Raw genomic sequence first — 22,643 nt, 5'->3', positions numbered from 1 at the left:
TATCCTGGTCTACCGGCACGGCCCATGCGGGCCGTGTTTTTCCTTTATCTCAGCCTCGCTGGCTGCCAGTCAGTGAGGCCGCCGGCTTGTATACCCATGCCCGGCAGGCACAACGAGGAGATGGTGACCGTGAGCGACACCCAGGTGACCTGGCTGACCCAGGAAGCCTTCGACAGGCTCAAGCACGAGCTCGACGAACTGATCGAGAATCGTCCGGTCATCGCCGCGAGGATCAACGACAGCCGGGAAGAGGGCGACCTCAAGGAGAACGGGGGCTACCACGCCGCCCGCGAGGAGCAGGGGCAGGCCGAGGCGCGCATCCGCCACCTGCAGGAGCTGCTCCGCTCCGCCAAGGTCGGCGAGGCCCCCGCCAACGACGGAATCGCGGAGCCGGGCAAGGTGCTCACCGTTCGCTACGACGGTGACGACGAGGACGAGCAGTTCCTGCTCGCCACGCGCGAAGAGGGCGCCGAGGGCGAGCTCGACGTGTACTCCCCCGAATCGCCGCTGGGCAAGGCCCTGCTCGGCGCCAAGGAAGGCGAGTCGCGCGAGTACGACCTGCCCAACGGCAGCAGCCAGAAGGTCACGCTGGTGAAGGCCGTGCCCTACAAGGGCTGAGCTCACGGGCAGCGGGCCCTTTCCCACCGGGAAAAGCCCGCTGCCCGGCGCCGCGGGCGCGCTAGCGTTGGCGGATGGACTCCCTTCCGATCTGCGCCACCTGTGGCATGCAGTACGCGTCGCCGAGGCCCGACTGCCCGATCTGCGAGGACGACCGTCAGTGGGTGCCGCGGTCCGGCCAGCAATGGACTGATCTACGGTCTCTCCGCGCGGAGCACACCGCCCTCATCCAGGAAGAGGGCGAGGGCGTGCTCGGCATAGCCTGTCAGCCGAAGTTCGCCATCGGGCAACGAGCGCTGCTGATTTCGGCCGGTTCCGGCAACTTCCTCTGGGACTGCGCCCCCTACCTCGACGACGAGATCATCGAAAAGATCAACGGACTCGGCGGGCTCACCGGGATCGCGATCAGCCACCCGCACTACTACGCGACCGTCGTGGACTGGGCGCACGCCTTCGACGTTCCCGTTTACCTGCACGAGAAGGACCGGGAATGGGTGGGGCGCCCGGATCCCGCGATCGAGTTCTGGGGCGGGGAGACCAAGCGGGTCGCCGAGGACCTCACCCTGGTCCACCTCGGGGTCCACTTCGCGGGCGGCACGGTGCTGCACTGGCCCGACGGCGAGCAGGGCAAGGGCGCGCTGTTCACCGGCGACATCGCGAACGTGGTCGCCGACCGCAAGCACGTCGCCTTCATGTACAGCTACCCGAACCAGATCCCGGAACGCCCCTCGCTGGTCCGCCGCGCGGCGGAAATCCTTGCGGGGTACCGGTTCGACACCGTCTACGGCGCCTGGTGGGACGCCGTCATCCGCACCGACGGGCACGACGTGGTGCAGCGCTCGGCGAAGCGCTACCTGGATTTCGTTTCGTCGTAAGCGATCCGCTCCAGCAGCGGGCGCACACGCGGCGGGATCGGCGTGGTCAGGGCGAGGGAAGTGTTGGTGCGCAACACTCCCGGCAGTCCGACCACGCGGTCGATCACCTGCTGCAGGTCCTCGTGGTCCCGCGCGACGAGCCGCACGAACAGGTCGCCCTGGCCGGTGGTGGCGTGCGCTTCGCAGACCTGGTCGATCGCGGCCAGCCCCTCCGCCACTTCGAGCCGGCTGCCCTGCGCGATCTCCAGTACGGCGAAGGCGGTGAGCCCGTAGCCGATCGCCGTCATGTCCACCTCGGGCGGGAACCCGCCGAGAATCCCTTGCTCCGTCAGCCTGTCCAGGCGCGCCTGGACCGTCCCGCGCGCCACACCGAGCCGTCGCGCGCATTCGAGCACGCCGAGCCGGGGCGCGTCGGTCAGCAGGAGCAGCAGCCGTGCGTCGAGCGAATCCAAGGTGGCCACCTCCTACGCCATGCGCTCGCGGACGAGGGTGTATCCGGCCCGCTGGAGTTCGGCGGCGACGTCGGCGCAGTGCTCCGGGCCGCGCGTCTCCAGGTTGAGCGCCACCTCGACCTCGCCGAGCGCGAGCGCGCCGGAAATCCGTGAATGCTCCACGTCCAACACGTTCGCACCGAGTTCGCTGATCCGCGACAGCACGGACGCGAGCACACCCGGCCTGTCCGGCACGCGCAGACGCAGCGCGAGGTAGCGGCCACCGGCGGTCATGCCGTGCTGGATGATCTGCAGCAACAGCAAGGGATCCACGTTGCCGCCGGAGAGAATTCCGACGATCGGCCCGCGGAACGCCCCGGGGTACTGCACCAGAGCGGCGACAGCGGCCGCACCCGCCGGTTCCACGACGAGCTTCCGCCGCTCCAGGCACAGCAGCAGGGCACGGGAAAGCGCTTCCTCGGAGACCGTCACCACGTCGTCCACCAACGCCTCCACGTGCGCGTAGGTGGTCGGCCCCGGCTGCCCGACCGCGATCCCGTCGGCCATCGTGGACGGACTCGGAACCCTGGTCGGTTTCCCTTCCGCCAGCGACAATTTGAGCGACGCGGCCCCCTCGGCCTGCACCGCGATCACCCGCGCTTCGGGCCGCGAAGCCTTCACCGCGGAGGCGACACCGGTGACCAGCCCGCCACCGCCCGCGGGCACCAGCACCGTGGCGACCTCCGGCACCTGGTCCAGCAGTTCGAGACCCACCGTGCCCTGTCCGGCGATCACGTCGGGGTGATCGAAGGGGTGGATGAACACCGCTTCGGTGCGCTCGGCGAAGGCGATCGCCTCCGCGAGCGTCTCGTCGAAGACGTCTCCGTGCAGATGCACGTCCGCGCCATAACCCCGGGTCGCGGCGAGTTTCGGCAGCGGCACCCGGTTGGGCATGAAGACGGTGGACTTGATGCCCAGCAACGACGCGGCGAGCGCCACGCCCTGCGCGTGGTTGCCCGCGCTCGCGGCCACGACGCCACGCTCGCGCTCAGCGGCGCTCAGCCCGTGAATCCTCGTGTACGCGCCGCGGATCTTGAAGGAACCGGTGCGTTGCAGGTTCTCGCATTTGAGATGCACCGGGGTGCCGTGAACCTTTTCCAGATCCCGTGCGTGTTCCATCGGGGTGACGCGGACGATCCCCTCGAGGAGCGCACGCGCCTCGAGGATCCGGTCCAAGGTCACCAAACGCATAACCGGGATCATGCCACCCCGGCCGGACCGCTTTCGGTACCCTGGACGCGGTCAGGACCGGGAACCAGGGAGTAACCATGCGAAGGCGGAGCGGTACGGCCGACGGCGGCAGCCGGCGCGCCCTTCGTTCGGCCGGGGTCCTGCCTCTCGTCGCGGCGGTCACCTCGGCCTTGGCTCTGACGGGCGCCGCGTTCTACACCGTCGACAGGGCCGCCTGTGGCGACCCGGCGCAGTACATCCGCCACGACAACCACGTCGAGCTCGTGGGTGGCTGCGTGGACAGCTCGGATCTCGCCCAGCTGCGCTCGCAGACCCACTCCTCCGGCCAGATCACGGACGACAGCTACCGCCCCTGATCAGCCGGCCGCTCATCAGCCCAGCGCCCGCCGGAGATCCTCGACGAGGTCGCGGCCGTCCTCGATACCCACCGAGAGCCGCAGCAGATCCGCGGGCACCTGCAGCATCGAACCCGCCGTGCTGGCGTGCGTCATGCGGCCCGGGTGCTCGATCAGCGACTCGATCCCGCCCAACGACTCGGCGAGGATGAACAGCGAGGTGCGTGAGGCCACGTCCAGTGCCGCCTGCTCACCGTCCACATGCCGGAACGAGACCATGCCGCCGAACCGCCGCATCTGCTTCGCGGCCACCTCGTGGCCCGCGTGCCCGGCCATACCCGGGTAGTACACCTGCGCGACCTTCGGGTGCGCGGCCAGCGCCTCGGCCACACGCTCCGCGTTGTCGCAGTGCCGCTCCATGCGCACCGCCAGCGTCTTGGCGCCACGCAAGGTCAGCCACGCGTCGAACGCGCCCGGCACCGCCCCCGCGGCGTTGCGCAGGAAGAAAAGCTGCTCGCGCAGGTCGTCCTCATTGGTCAGCACGGCGCCACCGACCACATCGGAATGTCCGCCGAGGTACTTCGTCGTGGAGTGCACGACGATGTCCGCGCCCAGCGCCAGCGGCGTCTGCAGGTACGGGGTGGCGAAGGTGTTGTCCACGACCAGCCGCGCGTGCACGCCGTGGGCCACGCCTGCCAGCGCGGGGATGTCGGCGATGCCGAGGAGCGGGTTGCTCGGGGTCTCGCACCAGATCAGCTTGGTCCCCGGCCGGGCGGCGGCCCGCACCGCTTCCACGTCGGCGAGGTCGGCCACGGTGTACTCGACGCCCCACTGGCTGAGCACCTTGTCGATCAGCCGGAACGTGCCGCCGTACGCGTCGTTCCCGAGCACGAGGTGGTCGCCGGGGCGCAGGGTCGCGCGGAGCACGGCGTCGGTGGCGGCCATGCCGGAGGCGAACGCGAGGCCGTGCCGGGCCCCCTCCAGCGCGGCGAGCTGCTGCTCGAGCGCCGTCCGGGTCGGGTTCGCGGTCCGTGAGTATTCGTAGTCACCCTCGCGGGTGCCGCCGACACCGTCCTGCGCGTAGGTCGAGGTCTGGTAAATCGGCACGATAACCGCGCCGGTCCGCGGGTCAGGCTCCTGACCAGCGTGGATGGCACGGGTCTCGAAACCGAACGCAGAGGTGTCGTGGGTCATGGCTCGAATGTAAACCGTCGCGCGAAGCGTGTCCGCTGAGGGCGGTGGTGGGGAAGCGGCCGGCCTTACGACCAGCCGCTGGTCACCCACCGTGCGGTCGGCCGGACGCTGGCGAGCACGAGCGTCGCCACCGCGGGCAGGCACAACAGCGCGGTGTACCCGACCGGGATCGTCTTGTCCGCCAGGCCGAGGAAGAACACCCCGAACGACCCCAGTACCAGCACGGACACGTACAGCAGCAAGGCGAGCACCGCGCCGCCGATGGTCCACGTCCGGCCGAACGGTTTGGCGAGAATCAGCCCCACCCCGCCGGTGATCAGCACTCCCGCCACGAGCACGTGCAACAGGAACGTGAGCAGCGCGCGCCCGAGATCGTCGTCCCCGGCCAGCATCACCGCCCCGCCCGCGACGCCGATGAGGTGGAAGATCCCGCCGAGCAGCGCGAGCACGGCGGCGGGGATCCCGGTACCGCCCCCGCGGGAGGACTGCGAAGACATGGTCAATCAACTACCAGGCCCGCGGCGGACAGGGCTGAACGGGGTAACCCGGATCCGCCGGTCGATAGCGCAGATAGCGGAACGTCGCAGGCAGGACGGACAGCACCAGCACGACGAAACCGCCTGCCACGCCCGCTATCCGCACCCACGAGTCGTCGAGCTGGAGCTGGAACACGGCCTTGAAGAACTGGGTGAACTGCCCGGGGAAGAGCAGCAGCGGCTCGGCGACCACCGCCCCGATGGCGGCGAGCGCGGCCAGGATCAGCAGCACTCCGCCCGCGAGCGCGCGGAAGAACGTGACCAGCGCGCCGATCAACAGCAGCAGCGCGGCACCGAGGTAGAGCCCGAGCACGATCTTCGCCTTGTCCGGCAGGTCGTTGATCCCGAAGTCGATGAACGTGCGGACCGGGAGGTAGCCGAGCACGCCGGCGAGCGCCAACGCCAGCAGGCCCGCGAGCACGGCCGTCCCGCCACTGGGTCGTCGAAGTGCGGCCTGCTGGCCGTACGGAGTGGTCACTATGCCCCCAGATGGCGAGCACAAGGCTGGTCCGCACACTTTAGCGGCGCCGGGCACATTCCGGATGAGGTTCGCGAAACAACGATGCCCCCGGCCTCGTGGCCGGGGGCATCGGGTTGTTCAGCTGGTCACCACTGGGGCGGCTGACCGGGCTGCTGCGGCGGCTGGCCGTACGGGCCGGGCTGGCCGGGCTGCCCGTAACCACCGGGCTGCTGGCCGGGCTGGCCGTAGCCGGGCGACGGGAACCCGCCGCTGGTCGGCGTCGGGCCACCGGGCTGCTGGCCGTACGGACCAGGCTGGCCGAAGCCACCGCTGGGCGGACCGTACTGCTGCGGCTGACCGAAGCCACCGGGCTGACCCGGCTGGCCGAAACCGCCACCGGGGGGCGGGCCCCCGAAGCCGCCGGGGCCGCCGAAGCCACCACCGGACGGGCCGCCGTCGAGACCGACGAACTGCTTCGTGGCCGCGACGAGGCCGAGCGCGCCGATCGCCGCGATCACGATGCCGAAGATCAGCTCGAACACCGCGCGGGTCAGGTTGCCCAGGCTCGCGAGGAAGATGATCGAGAAGATCAGCAGGAGCGCACCGCTGGCGGCGAGCACCCACGCGGACAGCTTGTTCTTCAGGAACAGCAGCACCGCGCCACCGACCGCGGCCAGCGAAGCGACCGCGAAGATGATCACGTAGATCCACGCTTCGGTGGTCTGGCTGTCGGCTTCCTTGTAGCTCTCGCAGATGCTGGTGTTGCCACCGAGCTGCTGCATCGAGCTCATGCACTGGTCGTAGGCGCCGCTGCTGCTCGAAGAGCCGCCGAGGTCGCCCATCAACGTGAAGGCGAGGATGGCGCCGATCAGGCCCAGCAGGCCCGCGACACCGGCCGCGATCCAGCCGAACAGCTGGGTGTTGCCGCCACCGCCGCCGGCCGGAGCGCCGTACTGCGGGGCGCCGTAAGCACCGGGAGGCGGGCCGCCGAAGCCACCGGGCTGGCCGCCCGGCGCGCCGAAGCCCTGCTGGGGCGGCTGGCCGTACGGCCCGGGCGGCGGCTGCTGGCCGAACCCACCGGGCTGCCCGAATCCGGGCGGGGGCTGCTGGCCCATCGCCGCGGGGTTGTCCGCCGCGCTGGGCGGCGGCGCGTACGGGATGGAGGGCGGTGGCTGGGAGCCAGGGGGAACCAGCTGCGTCGACTCCGCACCCGGGCCCTCACCGCCCCCGGCCTGGGTCGCGCCGGACGCACCCTGCTCGCCGGGCTGGCCCGGCTGGACGACCTGGGTCGGCTCGGCGGTCTCCCCGAAGTTGCCGGTCGGCTGTGCTTGGCCGGGTTGTACCACCTGGGTCGGCTCGGAGGAGCCGAACGGACTGTCTTGCTGCTGAGGGCCGCTCGGCGGCTCCTGCGGTGACTGTCCGCCACCCCAGGGCTGATTCGGCGGCTGCGGAGCGCTCATGCGGGTCTTGAACCCCCCTTGACGAGGACTGTTGAGGACAAAAATTTGTCTACTGGCGGCACACGCTATCGGATGCCACCAGGGGACGCTCGTAACGCCCCGAACGAAAAGGGCGATAAGTCTACCCTCGGCGCCCGGCGAGGAAACCCAGCAGATCGTGCCGGGTCACCACACCGGCCGGTTTTCCGTCCAGCAGGACGAGTGCGCCGTCTGCTCCGGAAAGCGCTGTCATCGCGACGCTGACCTGCTCACTGGCCCCGATCGTGGGCAGCGGGGCCGACATGTGCCGGTCGAGGCGGTCGGCGAGGTTCGCCTTGCCGGTGAACAGGGCTTCGAGCAGGTCGCGCTCGATCACCGCGCCCACCACCTCGGCCGCCATGACCGGCGGTTCGGCGCTGACCACGGGCATCTGGCTGACGTTGAACTCGGACAGGATCGCGACCGCCTCGGCGACGGTCTCGTTGGGATGGGTGTGCACCAGGTCCGGCAGGGTGCCGGTCTTCGCCCGGAGCACGTCGCCGACCGTGGCGCCCGACTGGTCCGGGGAGAGGAAGCCGAAGGACGACATCCACTGGTCGTTGAAGACCTTCCCCAGGTAGCCGCGGCCGCCGTCCGGCAGCAGCACCACGATCACGTCGTCCGGGCCGAGCCGCTTCGCGAGCTTCAGCGCCGCCGCGACGGCCATCCCGCAGGAGCCACCGACGAGCAGGCCCTCTTCGAGCGCCAGCCTGCGGGTGATCTCGAAGGACTCGGCGTCGGAGATCGCGATGATCTCGTCGGCGACCGTGCGGTCGTAGGTCTCCGGCCAGAAGTCCTCGCCGACGCCCTCGACCAGGTAGGGACGGCCGGAGCCGCCCGAGTACACCGAGCCCTCGGGGTCGGCCCCGACGACGCTGACATGGCCGTCCGAGACCTCCTTGAGGTACCGGCCGGTGCCCGAGATCGTGCCGCCGGTGCCGACACCCGCCACGAAGTGCGTGATCCGGCCTTCCGTCTGCTGCCACAGCTCCGGGCCGGTGGAGTGGTAGTGGCTGGCGGGGTTCTCGGGGTTGGCGTACTGGTTGGGCTTCCACGCGCCGTCGATCTCTTCGACGAGCCGGTCGGACACGGAGTAGTAGGAGTCCGGGTGCTCCGGCGGCACCGCCGTCGGGCAGACGACCACGCGGGCGCCGTAGGCCTTGAGCACGTTGCGCTTGTCCTCGCTGACCTTGTCCGGGCAGACGAAAACGCAGTGGTAGCCCTTGCGCTGGGCCACCATGGCGAGGCCGACCCCGGTGTTGCCGGAGGTCGGCTCGACGATCGTGCCGCCGGGGCGGAGTTCGCCGGACTTCTCGGCGGCTTCGACCATCCGCAGCGCGATGCGGTCCTTCACGCTGCCGCCCGGGTTGAGGTACTCCACCTTGGCCAGCACGAGCGGCTGCAGGCCTTCGGTCAGCGCGTTCAGCTTGACCAGCGGGGTGTTGCCCACGAGGTCGACGACATGCTCGACGTAATCCACCCGGTCAGCCTAAACGGTCAACGTGATGCTCCCGTTGCGTTCGGTCGCGATGGTGGCTCGACGGCGTGGTGGCGCCCGTCGCGTTCGGGTTTTGCCCGGCGCGGCGGACAGGGCAGGATATGGGTAAGCACCCGCTTAGCTTGACCCGAAGGAGTGTCCCGCCATGCCCGAAGCCGTGATCGTGTCGACAGCCCGCTCGCCCATCGGGCGTGCGAACAAGGGCTCGCTCGTGAACCTGCGCCCCGACGATCTGGCCGTGCAGATGGTCCGGGCCGCGCTGGACAAGGTCCCGCAGCTGGACCCGAAGGACATCGACGACCTGATGCTGGGCTGCGGCCTGCCCGGCGGCGAGTCGGGCTTCAACATGGGCCGCGCGGTGGCCGTCGAGCTGGGGTACGACCACCTGCCGGGCTGCACCGTCACCCGGTACTGCTCGTCGAGCCTGCAGACCACGCGGATGGCGCTGCACGCGATCAAGGCGGGCGAGGGCGACGTGTTCATCTCGGCCGGGGTCGAGACCGTCTCCCGCTTCGGTAAGGGCAGTTCCGACTCGTGGCCCGACACGCACAACCCGCTCTTCGCCGACGCGGAGGCCCGCACCGCGAAGACCGCGGCCGAGGGTTCGGAGACGTGGACCGACCCGCGTGAGGACGGCAAGATCCCCGACGTCTACATCGCGATGGGCCAGACCGCCGAGAACCTGGCGCGGCTGAAGAACGTTTCCCGCGAGGAGATGGACGAGTTCGGTGTCCGCTCGCAGAACCTCGCCGAGAAGGCCATCGCCGACGGGTTCTGGGCCAAGGACATCACCCCGGTCACGCTGCCCGACGGCACGGTCGTCGCGAAGGACGACGGGCCTCGCGCCGGCGTGACGGTGGAAGGCGTTTCGGGGCTGAAGCCGGTCTTCCGGCCCGACGGCCACGTCACCGCGGGCAACTGCTGCCCGCTCAACGACGGCGCCGCGGCACTGGTGGTCATGTCCGACACGAAGGCGAAGGAGCTCGGCCTGACCCCCCTGGCGCGGGTCGTGTCGACCGGCGTTTCGGGGCTCTCCCCGGAGATCATGGGCTACGGCCCGGTCGAGGCGTCGAAGAAGGCGCTCGCGAAGGCGGGACTGTCCACTGGGGACATCGACCTCGTGGAGATCAACGAGGCCTTCGCCGCGCAGGTCATCCCGTCGTACCAGGACCTCGGCATCGACCTCGACAAGCTGAACGTCAACGGTGGCGCGATCGCGGTCGGCCACCCGTTCGGCATGACGGGCGCCCGGATCACGTCCACGCTCATCAACTCCCTGCAGCACCACGACAAGCAGTGGGGCCTGGAGACGATGTGCGTCGGTGGCGGCCAGGGCATGGCGATGGTACTGGAACGGCTCAGCTGAGCGGAAAGCCCGGGCGCTCCGGCGCGCCCGGGCTTTCGCCTCAGGCGGCGCCCTCGGTCTGGGACGCGCAGATCGTGGTCGGTGGCTTGGAGTAGGTGAGCGCGCCGTCGGCGTCCGTGCCGTCGCAGGCACCCTCGTCGGCCTGGCCGTCGACCACCTTGAGGATCTTCACCTCGGCGGTCGGGTCCGCGCAGTCGACCCGCTTGTAGCCGGCCGTGGTGTTACTGAGGACGTTCGCGACGCATTCGCCCTCTTGCGCGTTCAACATCAGGCAGAGCTTGTACCCCGAGGACCGGCCGCTCACGGAGTACTCGTCGTAGTCGCCGCTGGGGCAGCTGCCGTTGTCGTCGTCGAGCCTCACCCCGACCTTCACGTTCGCCGAGGGGTCCGTGCAGGCGACCTTGTCCGGCTCGGCGCCCTTGCGGAACTCCTTGACGTTGAGGCAATCCCCTTCCGCCGCGTTGTCCGGCGAAGAGGTCGAACCGATGATCACGGCGATCCCGACGCCGATCACGACGACAAGGCCGATACCGAGGCGCAGCCAGCGCTTGACGTTCGACGGCTTGATCGGCGCGCCCGGCGGCGGGCCGAAGTTGCCGGCGGGCTGGCCGGGAGGCGGGAACCCGCCGGGCGGACCGGGCGGCGGGAAGCCCTGGCCGGGCATGCCACCCGGTTGTCCCGGAGCGCCGAGCGGCGGACCGGTGGGAGCGGGCTGACCGGGGAACCCGCCGGGCTGCGCAGGGGCACCGCCGTAGGGCGCCGGCTGACCAGGTTGTCCCGGCTGAGGGGGAACGGACACACGAACCTCACAAATGTGAAATGACGTCAGGTGTCCGTATCTAACACCGCGTAAGCAACTCCGGAGGCACATACCTCCGATTCAGTGGAAAAACAGACAGGGGACGTTCGGCCGGTTACCGAACGTCCCCTGCTTCAGCCTGCAGGCGCTAGTCGTTCTGGAGGTACGACAGGAGCCGGAGGATCTCGAGGTAGAGCCAGACCAGCGTGGTCATCAGGCCGAAGGCCGCGAACCACGCCCACTTCGACGGCATGCCCTCGCGGATCATCCGGTCGGCCATGTCGAAGTCGAGCAGGAAGTTGAACGCCGCGATGCCGATCACGACGAGGCTGAAGACGATCGACAGCGTGCTGCCGTCGCGCAGCCCCATGTTCACGCCGAACAGCGCGAGCACCAGGTTGGCCAGCATCAGGATGACGACGCCGGCGGTGGCCCCGATGATCCACTTGGTCAGCTTGGGCGTGACTTTCACGGCACCGGTCTTGTAGACCACGAGCATGGCGATGAACACCCCGGCCGTGCCGAGGATCGCCTGCAGCGCGATGCCGTGGTACACCAGCTCGAAGATGCCGGTGAGCGCACCGAGGAAGACGCCCTCGACGGCCGAGTAGGCCAGGGTCATCGGCCCGCTCGGCTTCTGCTTGAAGATCATCACCAGGGACAGCACGAGGCCGATCAGGACGGACACGCCCATCACGGCTCCGACGACGCCGACGTTGTCGGCGGAGACCTGCCCCATCGCCCACACCGCCGCGAGCACACCGGTGACCAGCGCGACGCCCAGCGAAATACCGGTCTTGATGACGACGTCGTCCACCGTCATCGGGCGATCGGCGGCACCTGAGGGCGCCGGCGGCATGCCGTAACCGGGCACGCCGCCCTGCGGTTGGTTGAAGCCCACGCTGGGCCCGTACTGACCGTATCCCGCAGCCCGGCCGGTGGGCAGATTGCGGAACGCGGGGTTGCTCGTGGAACGCACCTTGATCCTCCGGATCTCCTGGCACCTGCATCAGGTCTAACGGCGGGGACCGCAGACCGGTTCCCGTTAAGTAAAGGCGACTTTACCCACGCTCGAGGGCCTGCCCGCGCCGTGGCACTCATAGACGGCGGTAATCAGCACTTCAGCGGATTGTCCATGAACCTCTTTCCCGTGACCCTCACATGGGGTGTCCGCCTGGTCACCCGGAACCGTCGTCGGGGGACGATACGCGAAGGAGACGGCAGTTCATGGGGAGGACACCACGTGCCCTGCTGGGCGTTCTGGCGGTCTGCCTGCTCGGCGCACTGGCCACGACCACACTGGCGGCGCCCGCGTCGGCCGAGTTCCGCGAACAGACCGGCCGCCTGGTCACCCCGGGGCAGCCCTACGGCGGCAAGCCGAGGTCCGGCGACTGGCTCGGCTCCTACCTGGTCAACGGCAAGCAGGTCTTCTGCGTGCAGTTCGAATACAAGGCACCCGACACCGACGAGCAGTACCAGCCGGGCGACGAGCTGCGGACCAAATGGGGTGACGCGCTCGAACCCAACATCGCGGCGAACATCTCGTATCTCTTGCTGCGCTACGGCGACACCACCGACGCGGACGAGGCCGCGGCTTTGGCTCACCTGCTGCATTCCTGGACCTCGCCGGCCCGCGCTGGGCACGACGATCTCAACCCCGCCAACGATTTCCGGCACATCGCCTACGACGCGCCCTTCCATCTCGCGAAGCTCCCGGCCGGCGCGCGGACGGCCGTCCAGCAGCTGACCGCCGACGCCGAGGCGAACCGCGGCCCGTGGACGGCCTCGGTCACGGCGCCGAAAGACCCCCAGACGATCGGGACCGCGGCGAAGTGGACGGTCACCGTGCACAACGCCAAGGGCAACGGCATGGCCGACGTGCCCGTGTCCCTGAAGCTGAAAGACGCGACCGTCAAGGGCGGCTCCGACGAGGCGTCGCTGACCACCGGCAAAGACGGCACCGCGACCGTTGAGGTCACGCCCACCGGCACCGAGCCGAGCGCCACGGCCACCCTCGCGGGTCCTGCCGACAAGCCGTACGTGCAGGCTCCCGTCGACGTCGACACCCAGCGCGTGGTGTCGACCGGCGGCGAGAAGCAGCTGACCGCGAAGGCGAGCGTGACGGCACGCACGAAACCGGGCGCGGTGCACATCGCGAAGCTCGATGCCAAGAGCGGTAAGGGAATCAGCGGGGTCGCGCTGCGGCTGACGGCCAAGGACAAGACGTCTCCGGCGAAGGGCCAGAGCGGTGACTCCTTGGTCGGCCCGGACGGGAAGCCCGCCGTGCTCACGACCGCGGGAGACTCCGGCGAGGCCGCGGTGGCGGATCTCCAGACACCGCAAGAGATCTGTGTCGTCGAGGTGAGTCCTCCGGCCGGCTACGACGACGCCTTCAACCCGGAAGATCCGCCTTCCGCGTGTGGCACGGTCCAGCCCGGCGACACGCTGGCGCTGACCATCGAGAACTCGCCGAACGAGGTGCCCACGGCGATTCCGGCCGGCGCCGATCCGCCGACCGCCGTGTTCCGCGCGTCGACCACCACGACCACGTCGCCGCTCGGCATCGCGGCTGTCGGCGGGCTGGCCCTGCTGGGCACCGGCCTGGTCGGGTTCCTGGCGCGCCGCCGGTTCGGCCGGAACTGAGCGATGGAGTCGCGACACGGCAGGTTCGCCACGCCCTTTTTGCTGGGTGTGGCGAGCCTTCTCCTACCGGGGCTGCTGATCGCCGCCGGGCTGATCCGGCCACCGACGACGGCCATCGCGGGCAGCCCCCAGCCGGTGCAAGCCGCCGTCGCCTCGGTGAACGCCGGGACAACTCCTGCGCCGGTGGTTCCCCGACCGACCCAGGACGCGCCCACGAGTTCCGCGCCTCCGACGTCGACGGCACCGCGGACGCAGACGGCCCAGCCACCGGGCACCGTGCGGCTGGCGGACGGCAGCACCGCCCGGCTGGTGCGCCAAGAGGTGGTCGGCGGAGTCCTCCCGGTGCCGAAAAACCTCGACGAAGCGGCCTGGTGGGGCGCGGAGCTGAACGCGCCGCGCGGCGCCAGCGTGCTGGCGGGCCACGTGAACTGGGGTGGCCGAACGGGTCCGTTCGCGTCGTTGTGGAGCGCCCGGATCGGCCAGGAGATCACCGTCGCGGACGCCGACGGCAAACCGGTGCCGTACCGGATCTCGCAGCTCGTCACGCTGCACAAGGACGAACTGCCGCAGCGCGCGACCGAGCTGTTCGGCCAGACCGGATCCCACCGGCTCGTGCTCGTCACGTGCGGCGGCGAATGGATCGGCGGCGCGGAGGGCTACGACGAGAACCGGGTCGCGGTCGCCGACCCGGTTTGACGGTGGACGGCTGAACGGGTGCCTGTGCGGGACGGCGGTGGTCTCCGCACCGCCGGTGCAGCAGAATGCGCAGTGATTCTGCACGGACGCGGCGAAGAGGTGCACCATGCCCGGCTATTTCGTGACCGGCGCGACCGGCCTGATCGGTCGCCAGTTCACCCGGCTACTCCTCGCGCGGGAGACGACCGAGCGGGTCTATCTCCTGGTGCGGGAGGCCTCCCGCACCAGGCTCGAGAAGCTGGTCGCCACGTGGCCCCATCCCGAGCGGGTCACGCTGGTCACCGGGGACATCTCCGCCGAGCGGCTCGGCGTGGGCGACGAGGTCCGCGAGGATCTTCGCGGCCGGATCGACCACCTGGTGCACCTCGCGGCGCTCTACGACATCACCGCCGACGACGAGACCAGCATCCGCGCCAATGTGGACGGAACGCGGAACGTCGTCGAGCTGGCCGCGGACGTCGACGCGGGTTGTCTGCACCACGTGTCCTCGGTCGCCGTCGCCGGGGACCACGAGGGCGTGTTCACCGAGGACATGTTCGACATCGGCCAGCGGCTGCCGACCGCTTACCACCGCACGAAGTTCGAGGCCGAGCGCATCGTGCGTCAGCAGCACGAGGTGCCGTGGCGGGTGTACCGGCCCGCCGTGGTGGTCGGCCACTCGGAGACCGGCGAGATGGACAAAGTGGACGGTCCCTACTACCTGTTCACCGCGATCGACAAATTGCACGGGCTGCCGAACGTGCCGCTGGTCGGGCCGGACCTCGGGGACACGAACATCGTCCCGGTCGACTACGTGGCGAAGGCGCTGCTGGAACTGGCCGGCAGGCCCGGCCTCGACGGCTGCGCGTTCCACCTCGTCAGCCCGGAACCGCAGTCCGTGGTGAGTGTCTACAACGCTTTCGCGAAGGCCGCCGGCGCGCCGACCATCAACGCCGAGCTGGAGCCACGGCTGTCGAAAGGGCTGCTGCGGCTGGCGAAACTCACCGAGCACGTGCCCGGCGTTTCCCTCGCCCGCGACGCTTTCCTGGCGCGCCTTGGCATCCCGCCGGTACTGCTGGAGACGATGTCGTTCCCGTCGGTGTTCGCCTCGGCCGCGACGCGGAAGGAACTCGCGTCCTCCGGCGTCGAGGTGCCGCGGCTCGAGGACTACGCGGCGGTGCTGTGGCGCTATTGGCGCGAGCACCTCGACCCGTTCCGCGCCCGGCAGCACGGAAGCCGGGGTGAGCTCGACGGCCGCCGGGTGATCATCACCGGCGCGTCGTCGGGCATCGGGCGCGCCACCGCGCTGAAGGTGGCCTCCGAGGGCGGCGTCCCGCTGCTCGTCGCGCGGCGGCAGCACGAACTGGAGGAGGTCCGCGACGAGATCGTCGCGGCGGGCGGTTCGGCGTCGGTCTACCCCGTCGACCTGACCGACGAGGAGGCGATCACCAAGCTGGTCAAGCAGATCCTCGTCGAGCACGGCCGGATCGACATGCTGGTCAACAACGCGGGCCGCTCGATCCGCCGGTCGATCAAGCTCTCCTACGACCGGTTCCACGACTACGAGCGCGCGATGGCGATCAACTACTTCGGCGCCGTGCGGCTCATCCTCGCCGTGCTGCCGCACATGTCCGAACGCAAGTTCGGGCACATCGTCAACGTGTCCTCGATCGGGGTCCAGGGCATCGCTCCCCGGTTTTCCGCTTACGTGGCATCGAAAGCGGCGCTGGACTACTTCAGCAAGATCGCCGCGACGGAGACGCACGGTGACGGGATCACCTTCACCACCATCCACATGCCACTCGTGCGCACGCCGATGATCCGGCCGACCAAGATCTACGACGCGTTCCCGACCAAGTCACCGACGCAGGCCGCGGACATGGTGTTGCGGGCACTGAAGGAACGCCCGAAACACATCGGTACCCCTGAGGGGTACCTGATGCAGGCGGCCTACGCGCTGCTGCCCGGGCTCGTCGACGCGGTCGCGTATGAGGGGTACCGGATTTTCCCCGACTCGACGGCCGCGGGCGGCTCCGGACAGCTCAAGCTGGGCAAGGGTGAACTGCACTTGTCCAAGGCGGCGACGAGGCTGATCCGACTCACTCGCGGGTTCCACTGGTGAGTCCAAAAAGCTCGGACACGAGCTGACCTGACAGCACTAACACCCTGTACCCGGGTACCTTCGTCGGTATGGTTCCCGAGCGAGACAACGCCCTCCTCCCGCTGAAGCGTGAATACAACCAGGTGTGGCACGGTTTCGACCGCGGTCAGGTGCTGCAGTACCTGGACCATGTCGAGGTAAACCTGCGGCGGGTCATGGCCGATCGCGATGCCGCGCGGGCACAGGCGAGCACCATGTCGCGTGAGCTGGAGAACGCGCGCGCGGAAATCACCCGGCTCCGCAACCGGGTGGAGGAACTGAAGCGGCCGCCGGAGCGCGTCGAGGACCTCGACGAGCGGATGCAGCGCACCGTCGACCTGGCGAACGCGCGCGCCGAGGAGATCGTGAGCCGGGCGCAGGTCGCCGCCGAGGAACACTGGGCGAAGAGCACGGACGTGTCGAGCCGGCTCCGGGAGCGCTACCAGAAGCTGATCTCCGCGCTCGAAACGCACGCCGAGGCGCTCGAAGCGGAGCACAAGAACGCGCTCGACTCGACCAAGAACGAGGTGCGCAGGCTGACCACCGAGGCGGCGCAGCGGCGCACCGCGATGGACATCGAGGCCGAGCGCAAGCGGCGCACCATCGAGCACGAGTTCGAGACGTCCATGAACTCGCAGCGGGCCCAGCTCGAGAAGCACGTCGCCGATCAGCAGACGGCCAGCAAGAACCAGGCCGAGCGGCGGATCAACGAGGCGACGGCCGAAGCGAAGCGGCTGGTCGACGAAGCGACGGCGCGGGCGAAGCAGCTGGTCTCGGACGCGACGGCGAAGGCCGAGCAGCGCGAGAGCGAGGCCGACCGGAAGGTTCAGCGGCTCAACGGGTTGAGCGAGCAGGCCGCGTCGCGGCTCCGCCGGGCGAACGAGGTACTCGCCCGCAGCCAGGCCTCGCTCGAACCGCTCAAGGACGAGTCCGTGGTGAACATGGCGCGGGCGACCGAGGCGATCGACCCGCCGACCAAGCCCGCCACGTCCACCACCACGCGGCCCGCGACCTCGGCCGCCACCCGTTCGCCGTCCGCGACGAAGCCCGAGACGAAGCCGGCCACGCCGTCCGAGAACGGCGACGGAAACGGCAAGGCGCCGTCCGACAGGCCGGAGCCCGCAGGCACGACGAAGCGGAACTGACCAGGCGCCTCAGGGCAAGCGCGGCCAGGGGTTGAGGCGTTCGAGCTGGGCCGCCAGGCCCAAGAGCCGAGACTCGCCGCGCGGGGTGGTCACGAGCTGGATCCCGATCGGCAGTCCATTCGGATGCCGTGCAGCGGGCACCGTCATCGCCGGGAAGCCCGCCAGGTTCCACAAGCCCGCGAAGCCCGCCACGCGAATGGACGGCAGGGCGTTCGCCGGGCAGGAGCGGGTGTGCCAGCGTTCCGCCTTGGGCGGCAGGGTGGCCAGCGCCGGGGTCAGCAGGATGTCGTAGTCCTCGAAGAACCTGTTCGCCCGCGCCAGCCAGCGCTCCTTCGTGCCCGGCTTGATCAGCCCGGCCTTCCGCAGCACCCGGCCGAACCGCACCTGAGCGCGAGTCCGTGGCTGCAACAACTGCTCGTCCAGTTCGTCGGCCTGTTCCGACGGGCCGCCGAACCAGCGCGCGGCGATGCCCAGCGTCGCCTCCACCCCGTAGTCCGGCGTGGCCCGTTCGACGGAATGTCCTTGTGCCGCAAGGACGTCCGCCGTGTGGAACACCGCGTCGCACAACGCCTTCGGGACCGGGGCGTGTGTCAGCGGCAGATCGGTCGACACGGCGACCCGCAACGGACCCGGCTCGGTGAGCCCCGCCAGTTCCGGCTGGTTCGCGAGGACTGACAGCAGTAGCGCGGCGTCGGTGACCGTCGTCGCGAGGCTGCCGTGGGCCGACATGCCGTACCAACCGCTTTCGCTCAACAGGTCGGCTCCGGGCTTGATCCCCACCAGACCGCACATCGCCGACGGCAGCCGGATCGAGCCGAGCCCGTCCGTGCCGTGCGCGATGGGCACCAGGCCCGCTGCGACCGCGGCCGCGCTGCCGCCGGACGACCCGCCCGCGGTGTAGGCCGGGTTCCACGGGTTGCGCGTGATGGCCTCCGGCGAATCGGTCATGGGCCAGATGCACAGCTCGGGCACCCGCGTCAGGCCGACGATCACCGCGCCAGCGGCACGGAGCCTGCGGACGATCTCCCCGTCCTCGGCGGCAGGCCGCTCCGGTACGGCGGCCGAGCCCCACGACGCGTACTCACCACGGATGTCCGCGACGTCCTTGACCGCGACCGGGACCCCGGCCAGCGGAAGCTCACCGAGGTCGGACCGGGTCGCAAGCGCTTGCGCTTCGGCCAGCGCCTGCTGCGCCCGGACCTTGCGGAACGCCCCGACCACGCGGTCGGCCGCTTCGATCCCGTGCAGCACCTTTTCCGTCAGCGCAACAGGATCGACCCGGCCCGCGCGCACGCCTTCGGCCCATTCGGCAGCAACCATGCCGGAACTCTAGCGCCGGGAGATCGCCCGTGGCGTGCTCAGTCGATCGCGGCCGGTGCCGTGGCGGTGCGGTCGGTGCCGAAGCTGATGCCCTTCGCCTCCTTGCCGACCAGCGTCAGCACCGCCACCACGATCAGCACCGGAATGATGGTCACGGCCAGCGCGAACGGATACCCGTGGCTCTCGGCCAGCGACTCCTGGATCGGCAGGTTGAAGGCGGCGAGGCAGTTGCCGAGCTGGTACGTCACGCCGGGGTAGAACCCGCGGATGGCGTCCGGCGACATCTCGGTCAGGTGCGCCGGGATCACGCCCCACGCGCCCTGCACCATGACCTGCATCAGGAACGCGCCGAGGCACAGCATGGCCGCCGTCGTGGAGAAGGCGAACAAGGGCACGATCGGCAGGCCGAGCACGGCGCAGAAGGCGATCGTGTACCGGCGGCCGAAGCGTTCCGACAGCGAGCCGAAGACCAGCCCGCCGATGATCGCGCCGATGTTGTAGATCACCGCGATCCACGTGGCCGTCGTGGCGGACAGGCCCGCGCCGCCGTTGGTGTGCGCGGACAGGAACGTCGGGTACACGTCCTGGGTGCCGTGGCTCATCCAGTTGAACGCCGTCATCAGCACGACCAGGTAGATGAACCGGCGGATGATCTTCGGGTCGAGCAGGATGTCCTTCACCGAGGTGCGGGTGAGCCGCATCTTCTCCTGCGCCGACTGCCAGACCTCGGACTCCTTCACCCGCGACCGGATGATCAGGCTGATCAACGCGGGAATGACGCTCAGCGCGAACAGCCAGCGCCACGACAATCCGGCCCAGTCGAGCACGACGAGCGAAGCCAGCGACGCGAGCAGATAACCGAAGGAATAACCCTCCTGCAGCATTCCCGAGAAGAACCCGCGCCGTTTGACCGGGATCTTCTCCATCGCGAGCGCGGCGCCAAGCCCCCATTCGCCGCCCATGCCGATCCCGTACAACAGCCGCAGGATCAGCAGCACCGTGAAGTTCGGCGCGAAGGCGCAGAGGAAACCGACGATCGAATAGAAGATGACGTCGACCATCAACGGGATCCGGCGGCCCACCCGGTCCGCCCACAGCCCGAACAACAGCGCACCGACCGGCCGCATGATGAGCGTGGCGGTGGTGATGAAAACGACGTCGGCCTTCGCCATCCCGAAGCTCTTGGCGATATCGGCGTAGACGAAGACGACGATGAAATAGTCGAACGCGTCCATCGTCCAGCCGAGCACGGCGGCGAGGAACGAGTTCCGCTGGTCGGACGTGAGGCGCTGACGCGCGCCGGTGCCGGATGACGACTCTGCCATGCCTGTAGACCCTATTTCGACAACTCTCGCCGAACCACTCTTACCGGTGATTAGTTTCCACCATTGACGGCAAAAGGGATGTTTCAGGCGGATTCGAATTCGGCCCTTACTCCTAACAGCCGAATCGGGCGGCTGTCCTCGAAGCGCGACCACACCTCGAGTGCCGCTCGCTCGATTTCGTCGCCGTCGCTCGTCGGTGCGGGCAGCGTGGCGCTCCGGGTCTGAGTCACGAAGGGCGCGAAGCGCACTTTCACGGCAACGCGCACAGCCGGCCGCCCTTCGGCGACGACGTCCGCGGTGACGCGCCGGGCGAGCGCCGCCACTTCACGGCTGATGTCCGCCGGGTCGGTCAGGTTCTGCTGGAAGGTCACCTCGCGGCTGCGCGAGCGCGGCACGTACGGGGTCGCGGTGACCTCACGGTCGCCGACGCCGAGCGCGAGGATCCGGTACCACGGCCCCATCGTCGGCCCGAAGCGCTTGGCCAGGTCCGCCGGATCGCTGCGCGCGAGCTGCTCGACGGTTTCCACGCCCAGCTCCGCCAGCTTCTTCGCGGTTTTGCGGCCGATGCCCCACAGCGCTTCCGTGGGGCGCGCGTTCATCACCTCGCCCCAGTTTTCTTGGGTGAGGCGGTAAACGCCGGCCGGTTTCCCGAATCCCGTGGCGAGTTTGGCGCGCAGCTTGTTGTCGCCGATGCCGACCGAACAGAACAGGCCGGTGTTCTCGCGAACCCGGCGCTGGATCTCCGCCGCCAGCGCCTCGGGGTCGTCGGTCCGCGCGCCGAGGAACGCCTCGTCCCAGCCGACCACCTCGACCACGACGGGCAGCTCGCGCAAGGTCGCCATCACCCGTTCGGAGACCTCTTCGTACGCGGGCTTGTCCACGGGCAGAAATACCGCGTCGGGGCAGCGCTTAGCCGCGGTACGCAGGGGCATGCCGGACTGGATGCCGAACTCGCGCGCTTCGTAGGACGCCGTGGCCACGACGGCACGCTGTGTCGGATCCCCGACGCCACCGACCACGACCGGGCGTCCGCGCAGCTCAGGGTGCCGCGCCACCTCGACGGCGGCGATGAACTGATCGAGATCGACGTGCAGGATCCAGTCCTCGGGCACGCGATCAGTATGGGGCCGGATTCGGCCGAGGGCCGCCTGGATTTCCCGCCCTGGAGTGACGCATCACACGGTAGGGTGGCGCCGGTCGCCCGCGGCCGACTACAAATCCGGTGCGGGTTAGGCTGACTCACCCAGACGAAGGATCAGGAAGGGCACGATCTGTGACGACCGCGACCCATAGCCTCGACACCTCGTCCGGCACGACGGTGGCCGAGCTCCTCGCCCGCAACGGCGCCCGCCCGAGCCGTACACCGCACCGGCGGAGCCGCGCCGAAGGGCAGTTCGACGGCACCTTGGCCGAAGTGCCGATCCCCGCGCAGTCCGGCACGCTTTCGGGACTCGTCGCGGAGCCTTTCACTTCCGTTCGGCCGGATGCGCCGGCGCGTGAGGACGACACGGTCCTGATCCAGTACCGCTACGACGAGTCCGCCTTCGCGGGATTGCTCGCGCCTGCCGCGGAAACCACGGCTGTCGACGCGCTGCCGATCGTGGAACCCGCGGTTGCCGAGCCAGTCAAGGAAAAGAGCCGCACCGGCCGGAAGATCGCGGGCCTGGCGTTCGCCGGCGCGGTCCTCGTCGGTGGCTGGGCGCTCGCCAGCGCGCAGACTCCCGACCACCAGGGCCCGGCCAACGCGGGTCCCGTTCCCGGCCAGGGCGCGGCGAGAGACTCGCTGGCCGACCTCTCCGCCCCGGTGGGCGGGCAGGTCGCGCTGCTCGGGTCATCCACGCCGACCGGCACCGCCGAGATCCCGGCACCGGCGACGACCGCCCAGCGGCAGCCGGATCAGGGGCAGATCAGCGGCAAGCTGCCGACGACCACGCAGAAGAAGGCCGCGGCCGCGCCGACCACGAAGAAGGCGCCCCAGGCGCCGGTGGCCGCGCGCGTTCCGGCACAGATTCCGGCCCCGGCCAACTGGCCCACGGCCGGGCGTCCCGGTCAGAAGAACCAGGGCAACCAGCACGACGGCGGCGGGAAGTCCCACAAACCCCATCACTGAGCTCCGGCTGGGCTCGCACCCGATCGTGGTCAGGGCAGCCGGGTCATGCCTGGGCGGTACGTGCTCGAAACCGGCGGGCGGCTCGCTTGGCCGTACCCGCGGACGATCTCTTGGCTGGCACGGTTTTCCTCACGGTGCGGGTGGATCTGGCTGACCAGCGGTTTCGAGCTCCGCGAGTTCCGTCCGCAGCGCGGCGACTTGCGCGGGCGTGAACCGCCGCAGCTGCAGGTCGAGGACCGCGAGCGCCTGTTCCTCGGTCACGCCGAGCACCCGCTGCACGGCCGCGCGCGCCTCCCCGTCGTCGCTCACCTGCCACAACGCCTCAAGCAACTCGTGGCGATGCCCGGCGGCGAGCACCAGGGCGCGGAGAACCTCCACGCGGTCGCGGATCAGCTCGTCACTCGGCATGGCAGGCACCCTATCCGCCCGGGGGCGTGGGTGGGC

At 69.7% G+C, this 22,643-nt stretch carries 22 protein-coding genes; 9 read left to right on the top strand and 13 right to left on the bottom strand.

The annotated features are described in order from the left end of the window. Positions 1 to 120: 120 nt before the first annotated feature. On the top strand, positions 121 to 618 hold the full coding sequence (gene greA / locus FPZ12_RS11660) for a transcription elongation factor GreA (RefSeq protein WP_144747987.1): 498 nt from the start codon (positions 121 to 123) through the stop codon (positions 616 to 618). Between the two features lie 74 nt (positions 619 to 692). Next, entirely contained in the window at positions 693 to 1,493 is an 801-nt protein-coding gene (locus tag FPZ12_RS11655; protein WP_144747973.1) for an MBL fold metallo-hydrolase, read from the top strand. Here FPZ12_RS11655 and FPZ12_RS11650 read toward each other — a convergent pair. After that, positions 1,469 to 1,945 carry an Lrp/AsnC family transcriptional regulator gene (locus FPZ12_RS11650; RefSeq protein ID WP_208025830.1) on the bottom strand — a complete coding sequence of 159 codons (477 nt, stop codon included), beginning with the start codon at positions 1,943 to 1,945 and terminating at the stop codon, positions 1,469 to 1,471. The genes FPZ12_RS11655 and FPZ12_RS11650 overlap by 25 nt on opposite strands. Before the next feature lie 12 nt (positions 1,946 to 1,957). Then, positions 1,958 to 3,175 (bottom strand): threonine ammonia-lyase, encoded by a 1,218-nt coding sequence (gene ilvA, locus FPZ12_RS11645; RefSeq protein ID WP_144747975.1) that lies wholly within the window; start codon positions 3,173 to 3,175, stop codon positions 1,958 to 1,960. Positions 3,176 to 3,252: 77 nt separating this feature from the next. Between ilvA and FPZ12_RS11640 the strand changes: the two genes are divergently transcribed. After that, positions 3,253 to 3,531 (top strand): hypothetical protein, encoded by a 279-nt coding sequence (locus FPZ12_RS11640; RefSeq protein WP_144747976.1) that lies wholly within the window; start codon positions 3,253 to 3,255, stop codon positions 3,529 to 3,531. 15 nt (positions 3,532 to 3,546) lie between these two features. Here FPZ12_RS11640 and FPZ12_RS11635 read toward each other — a convergent pair whose 3' ends face one another. From FPZ12_RS11635 to FPZ12_RS11615, 5 genes are all read right to left on the bottom strand, one after another. Continuing rightward, a complete protein-coding gene (locus FPZ12_RS11635) occupies positions 3,547 to 4,704 on the bottom strand; it encodes a cystathionine gamma-synthase (protein ID WP_150980288.1) in 1,158 nt (385 codons plus the stop codon). A gap of 65 nt (positions 4,705 to 4,769) precedes the next feature. Continuing rightward, the gene (locus FPZ12_RS11630; RefSeq protein ID WP_144758083.1) at positions 4,770 to 5,201 is read right to left on the bottom strand and encodes a hypothetical protein; all 432 of its coding nucleotides are present in this window, start codon (positions 5,199 to 5,201) and stop codon (positions 4,770 to 4,772) included. Between the two features lie 10 nt (positions 5,202 to 5,211). Continuing rightward, positions 5,212 to 5,718, bottom strand: a complete 507-nt coding sequence (locus FPZ12_RS11625; RefSeq protein ID WP_144758082.1) for a hypothetical protein — start codon at positions 5,716 to 5,718, stop codon at positions 5,212 to 5,214. Positions 5,719 to 5,846: 128 nt separating this feature from the next. Then, positions 5,847 to 7,160, bottom strand: coding sequence for a DUF4064 domain-containing protein (locus FPZ12_RS11620; protein ID WP_144758081.1), 1,314 nt, complete (start codon positions 7,158 to 7,160; stop codon positions 5,847 to 5,849). A 121-nt stretch (positions 7,161 to 7,281) separates the two neighbouring features. Beyond that, positions 7,282 to 8,658 carry a cystathionine beta-synthase gene (locus FPZ12_RS11615; RefSeq protein WP_144758080.1) on the bottom strand — a complete coding sequence of 459 codons (1,377 nt, stop codon included), beginning with the start codon at positions 8,656 to 8,658 and terminating at the stop codon, positions 7,282 to 7,284. Between the two features lie 163 nt (positions 8,659 to 8,821). Here FPZ12_RS11615 and FPZ12_RS11610 point away from each other — a divergent pair, with 163 nt between their 5' ends. Further along, positions 8,822 to 10,042: an acetyl-CoA C-acetyltransferase gene (locus FPZ12_RS11610; protein WP_144758079.1), complete on the top strand. Its 1,221-nt coding sequence runs from the start codon at positions 8,822 to 8,824 to the stop codon at positions 10,040 to 10,042. Between the two features lie 40 nt (positions 10,043 to 10,082). Here FPZ12_RS11610 and FPZ12_RS11605 read toward each other — a convergent pair whose 3' ends face one another. Beyond that, the gene (locus FPZ12_RS11605; RefSeq protein WP_243769797.1) at positions 10,083 to 10,706 is read right to left on the bottom strand and encodes an LppU/SCO3897 family protein; all 624 of its coding nucleotides are present in this window, start codon (positions 10,704 to 10,706) and stop codon (positions 10,083 to 10,085) included. A gap of 283 nt (positions 10,707 to 10,989) precedes the next feature. After that, positions 10,990 to 11,820, bottom strand: a complete 831-nt coding sequence (locus FPZ12_RS11600) for a Bax inhibitor-1/YccA family protein (RefSeq protein ID WP_144758077.1) — start codon at positions 11,818 to 11,820, stop codon at positions 10,990 to 10,992. Between the two features lie 248 nt (positions 11,821 to 12,068). Between FPZ12_RS11600 and FPZ12_RS11595 the strand changes: the two genes are divergently transcribed. The 4 genes from FPZ12_RS11595 to FPZ12_RS11580 all read left to right on the top strand — a co-directional run bounded on the left by FPZ12_RS11595 (position 12,069) and on the right by FPZ12_RS11580 (position 17,444). Beyond that, positions 12,069 to 13,484 carry an MSCRAMM family protein gene (locus tag FPZ12_RS11595; RefSeq protein WP_144758076.1) on the top strand — a complete coding sequence of 472 codons (1,416 nt, stop codon included), beginning with the start codon at positions 12,069 to 12,071 and terminating at the stop codon, positions 13,482 to 13,484. A 3-nt stretch (positions 13,485 to 13,487) separates the two neighbouring features. Beyond that, the gene (locus tag FPZ12_RS11590; RefSeq protein ID WP_144758075.1) at positions 13,488 to 14,180 is read left to right on the top strand and encodes a class F sortase; all 693 of its coding nucleotides are present in this window, start codon (positions 13,488 to 13,490) and stop codon (positions 14,178 to 14,180) included. Positions 14,181 to 14,286: 106 nt separating this feature from the next. Next, positions 14,287 to 16,281: an SDR family oxidoreductase gene (locus tag FPZ12_RS11585; RefSeq protein ID WP_144758074.1), complete on the top strand. Its 1,995-nt coding sequence runs from the start codon at positions 14,287 to 14,289 to the stop codon at positions 16,279 to 16,281. Positions 16,282 to 16,349: 68 nt separating this feature from the next. After that, entirely contained in the window at positions 16,350 to 17,444 is a 1,095-nt protein-coding gene (locus FPZ12_RS11580) for a coiled-coil domain-containing protein (protein WP_208025829.1), read from the top strand. Positions 17,445 to 17,453: 9 nt separating this feature from the next. Here the strand turns inward: FPZ12_RS11580 and FPZ12_RS11575 are convergent, their stop codons facing one another. The 3 genes from FPZ12_RS11575 to FPZ12_RS11565 form a co-directional block, all read right to left on the bottom strand. After that, positions 17,454 to 18,764 (bottom strand): amidase family protein, encoded by a 1,311-nt coding sequence (locus FPZ12_RS11575; RefSeq protein ID WP_144758073.1) that lies wholly within the window; start codon positions 18,762 to 18,764, stop codon positions 17,454 to 17,456. A gap of 38 nt (positions 18,765 to 18,802) precedes the next feature. After that, positions 18,803 to 20,089, bottom strand: a complete 1,287-nt coding sequence (locus FPZ12_RS11570; protein WP_144758072.1) for an MFS transporter — start codon at positions 20,087 to 20,089, stop codon at positions 18,803 to 18,805. 83 nt (positions 20,090 to 20,172) lie between these two features. Continuing rightward, on the bottom strand, positions 20,173 to 21,201 hold the full coding sequence (locus FPZ12_RS11565) for a DNA polymerase IV (protein ID WP_144758071.1): 1,029 nt from the start codon (positions 21,199 to 21,201) through the stop codon (positions 20,173 to 20,175). Positions 21,202 to 21,362: 161 nt separating this feature from the next. Between FPZ12_RS11565 and FPZ12_RS11560 the strand changes: the two genes are divergently transcribed. Beyond that, on the top strand, positions 21,363 to 22,199 hold the full coding sequence (locus tag FPZ12_RS11560; protein ID WP_144758070.1) for a hypothetical protein: 837 nt from the start codon (positions 21,363 to 21,365) through the stop codon (positions 22,197 to 22,199). Positions 22,200 to 22,328: 129 nt separating this feature from the next. Here the strand turns inward: FPZ12_RS11560 and FPZ12_RS11555 are convergent, their stop codons facing one another. Beyond that, a complete protein-coding gene (locus FPZ12_RS11555; RefSeq protein ID WP_166462694.1) occupies positions 22,329 to 22,607 on the bottom strand; it encodes a hypothetical protein in 279 nt (92 codons plus the stop codon). Positions 22,608 to 22,643 lie beyond the last annotated feature (36 nt).

Origin of the sequence: Amycolatopsis acidicola, from assembly GCF_007713735.2 — a bacterium.
In the GTDB taxonomy this organism is placed as follows: domain Bacteria; phylum Actinomycetota; class Actinomycetes; order Mycobacteriales; family Pseudonocardiaceae; genus Amycolatopsis_E; species Amycolatopsis_E acidicola.
This window is presented reverse-complemented; position numbering and strand designations above follow the sequence as displayed.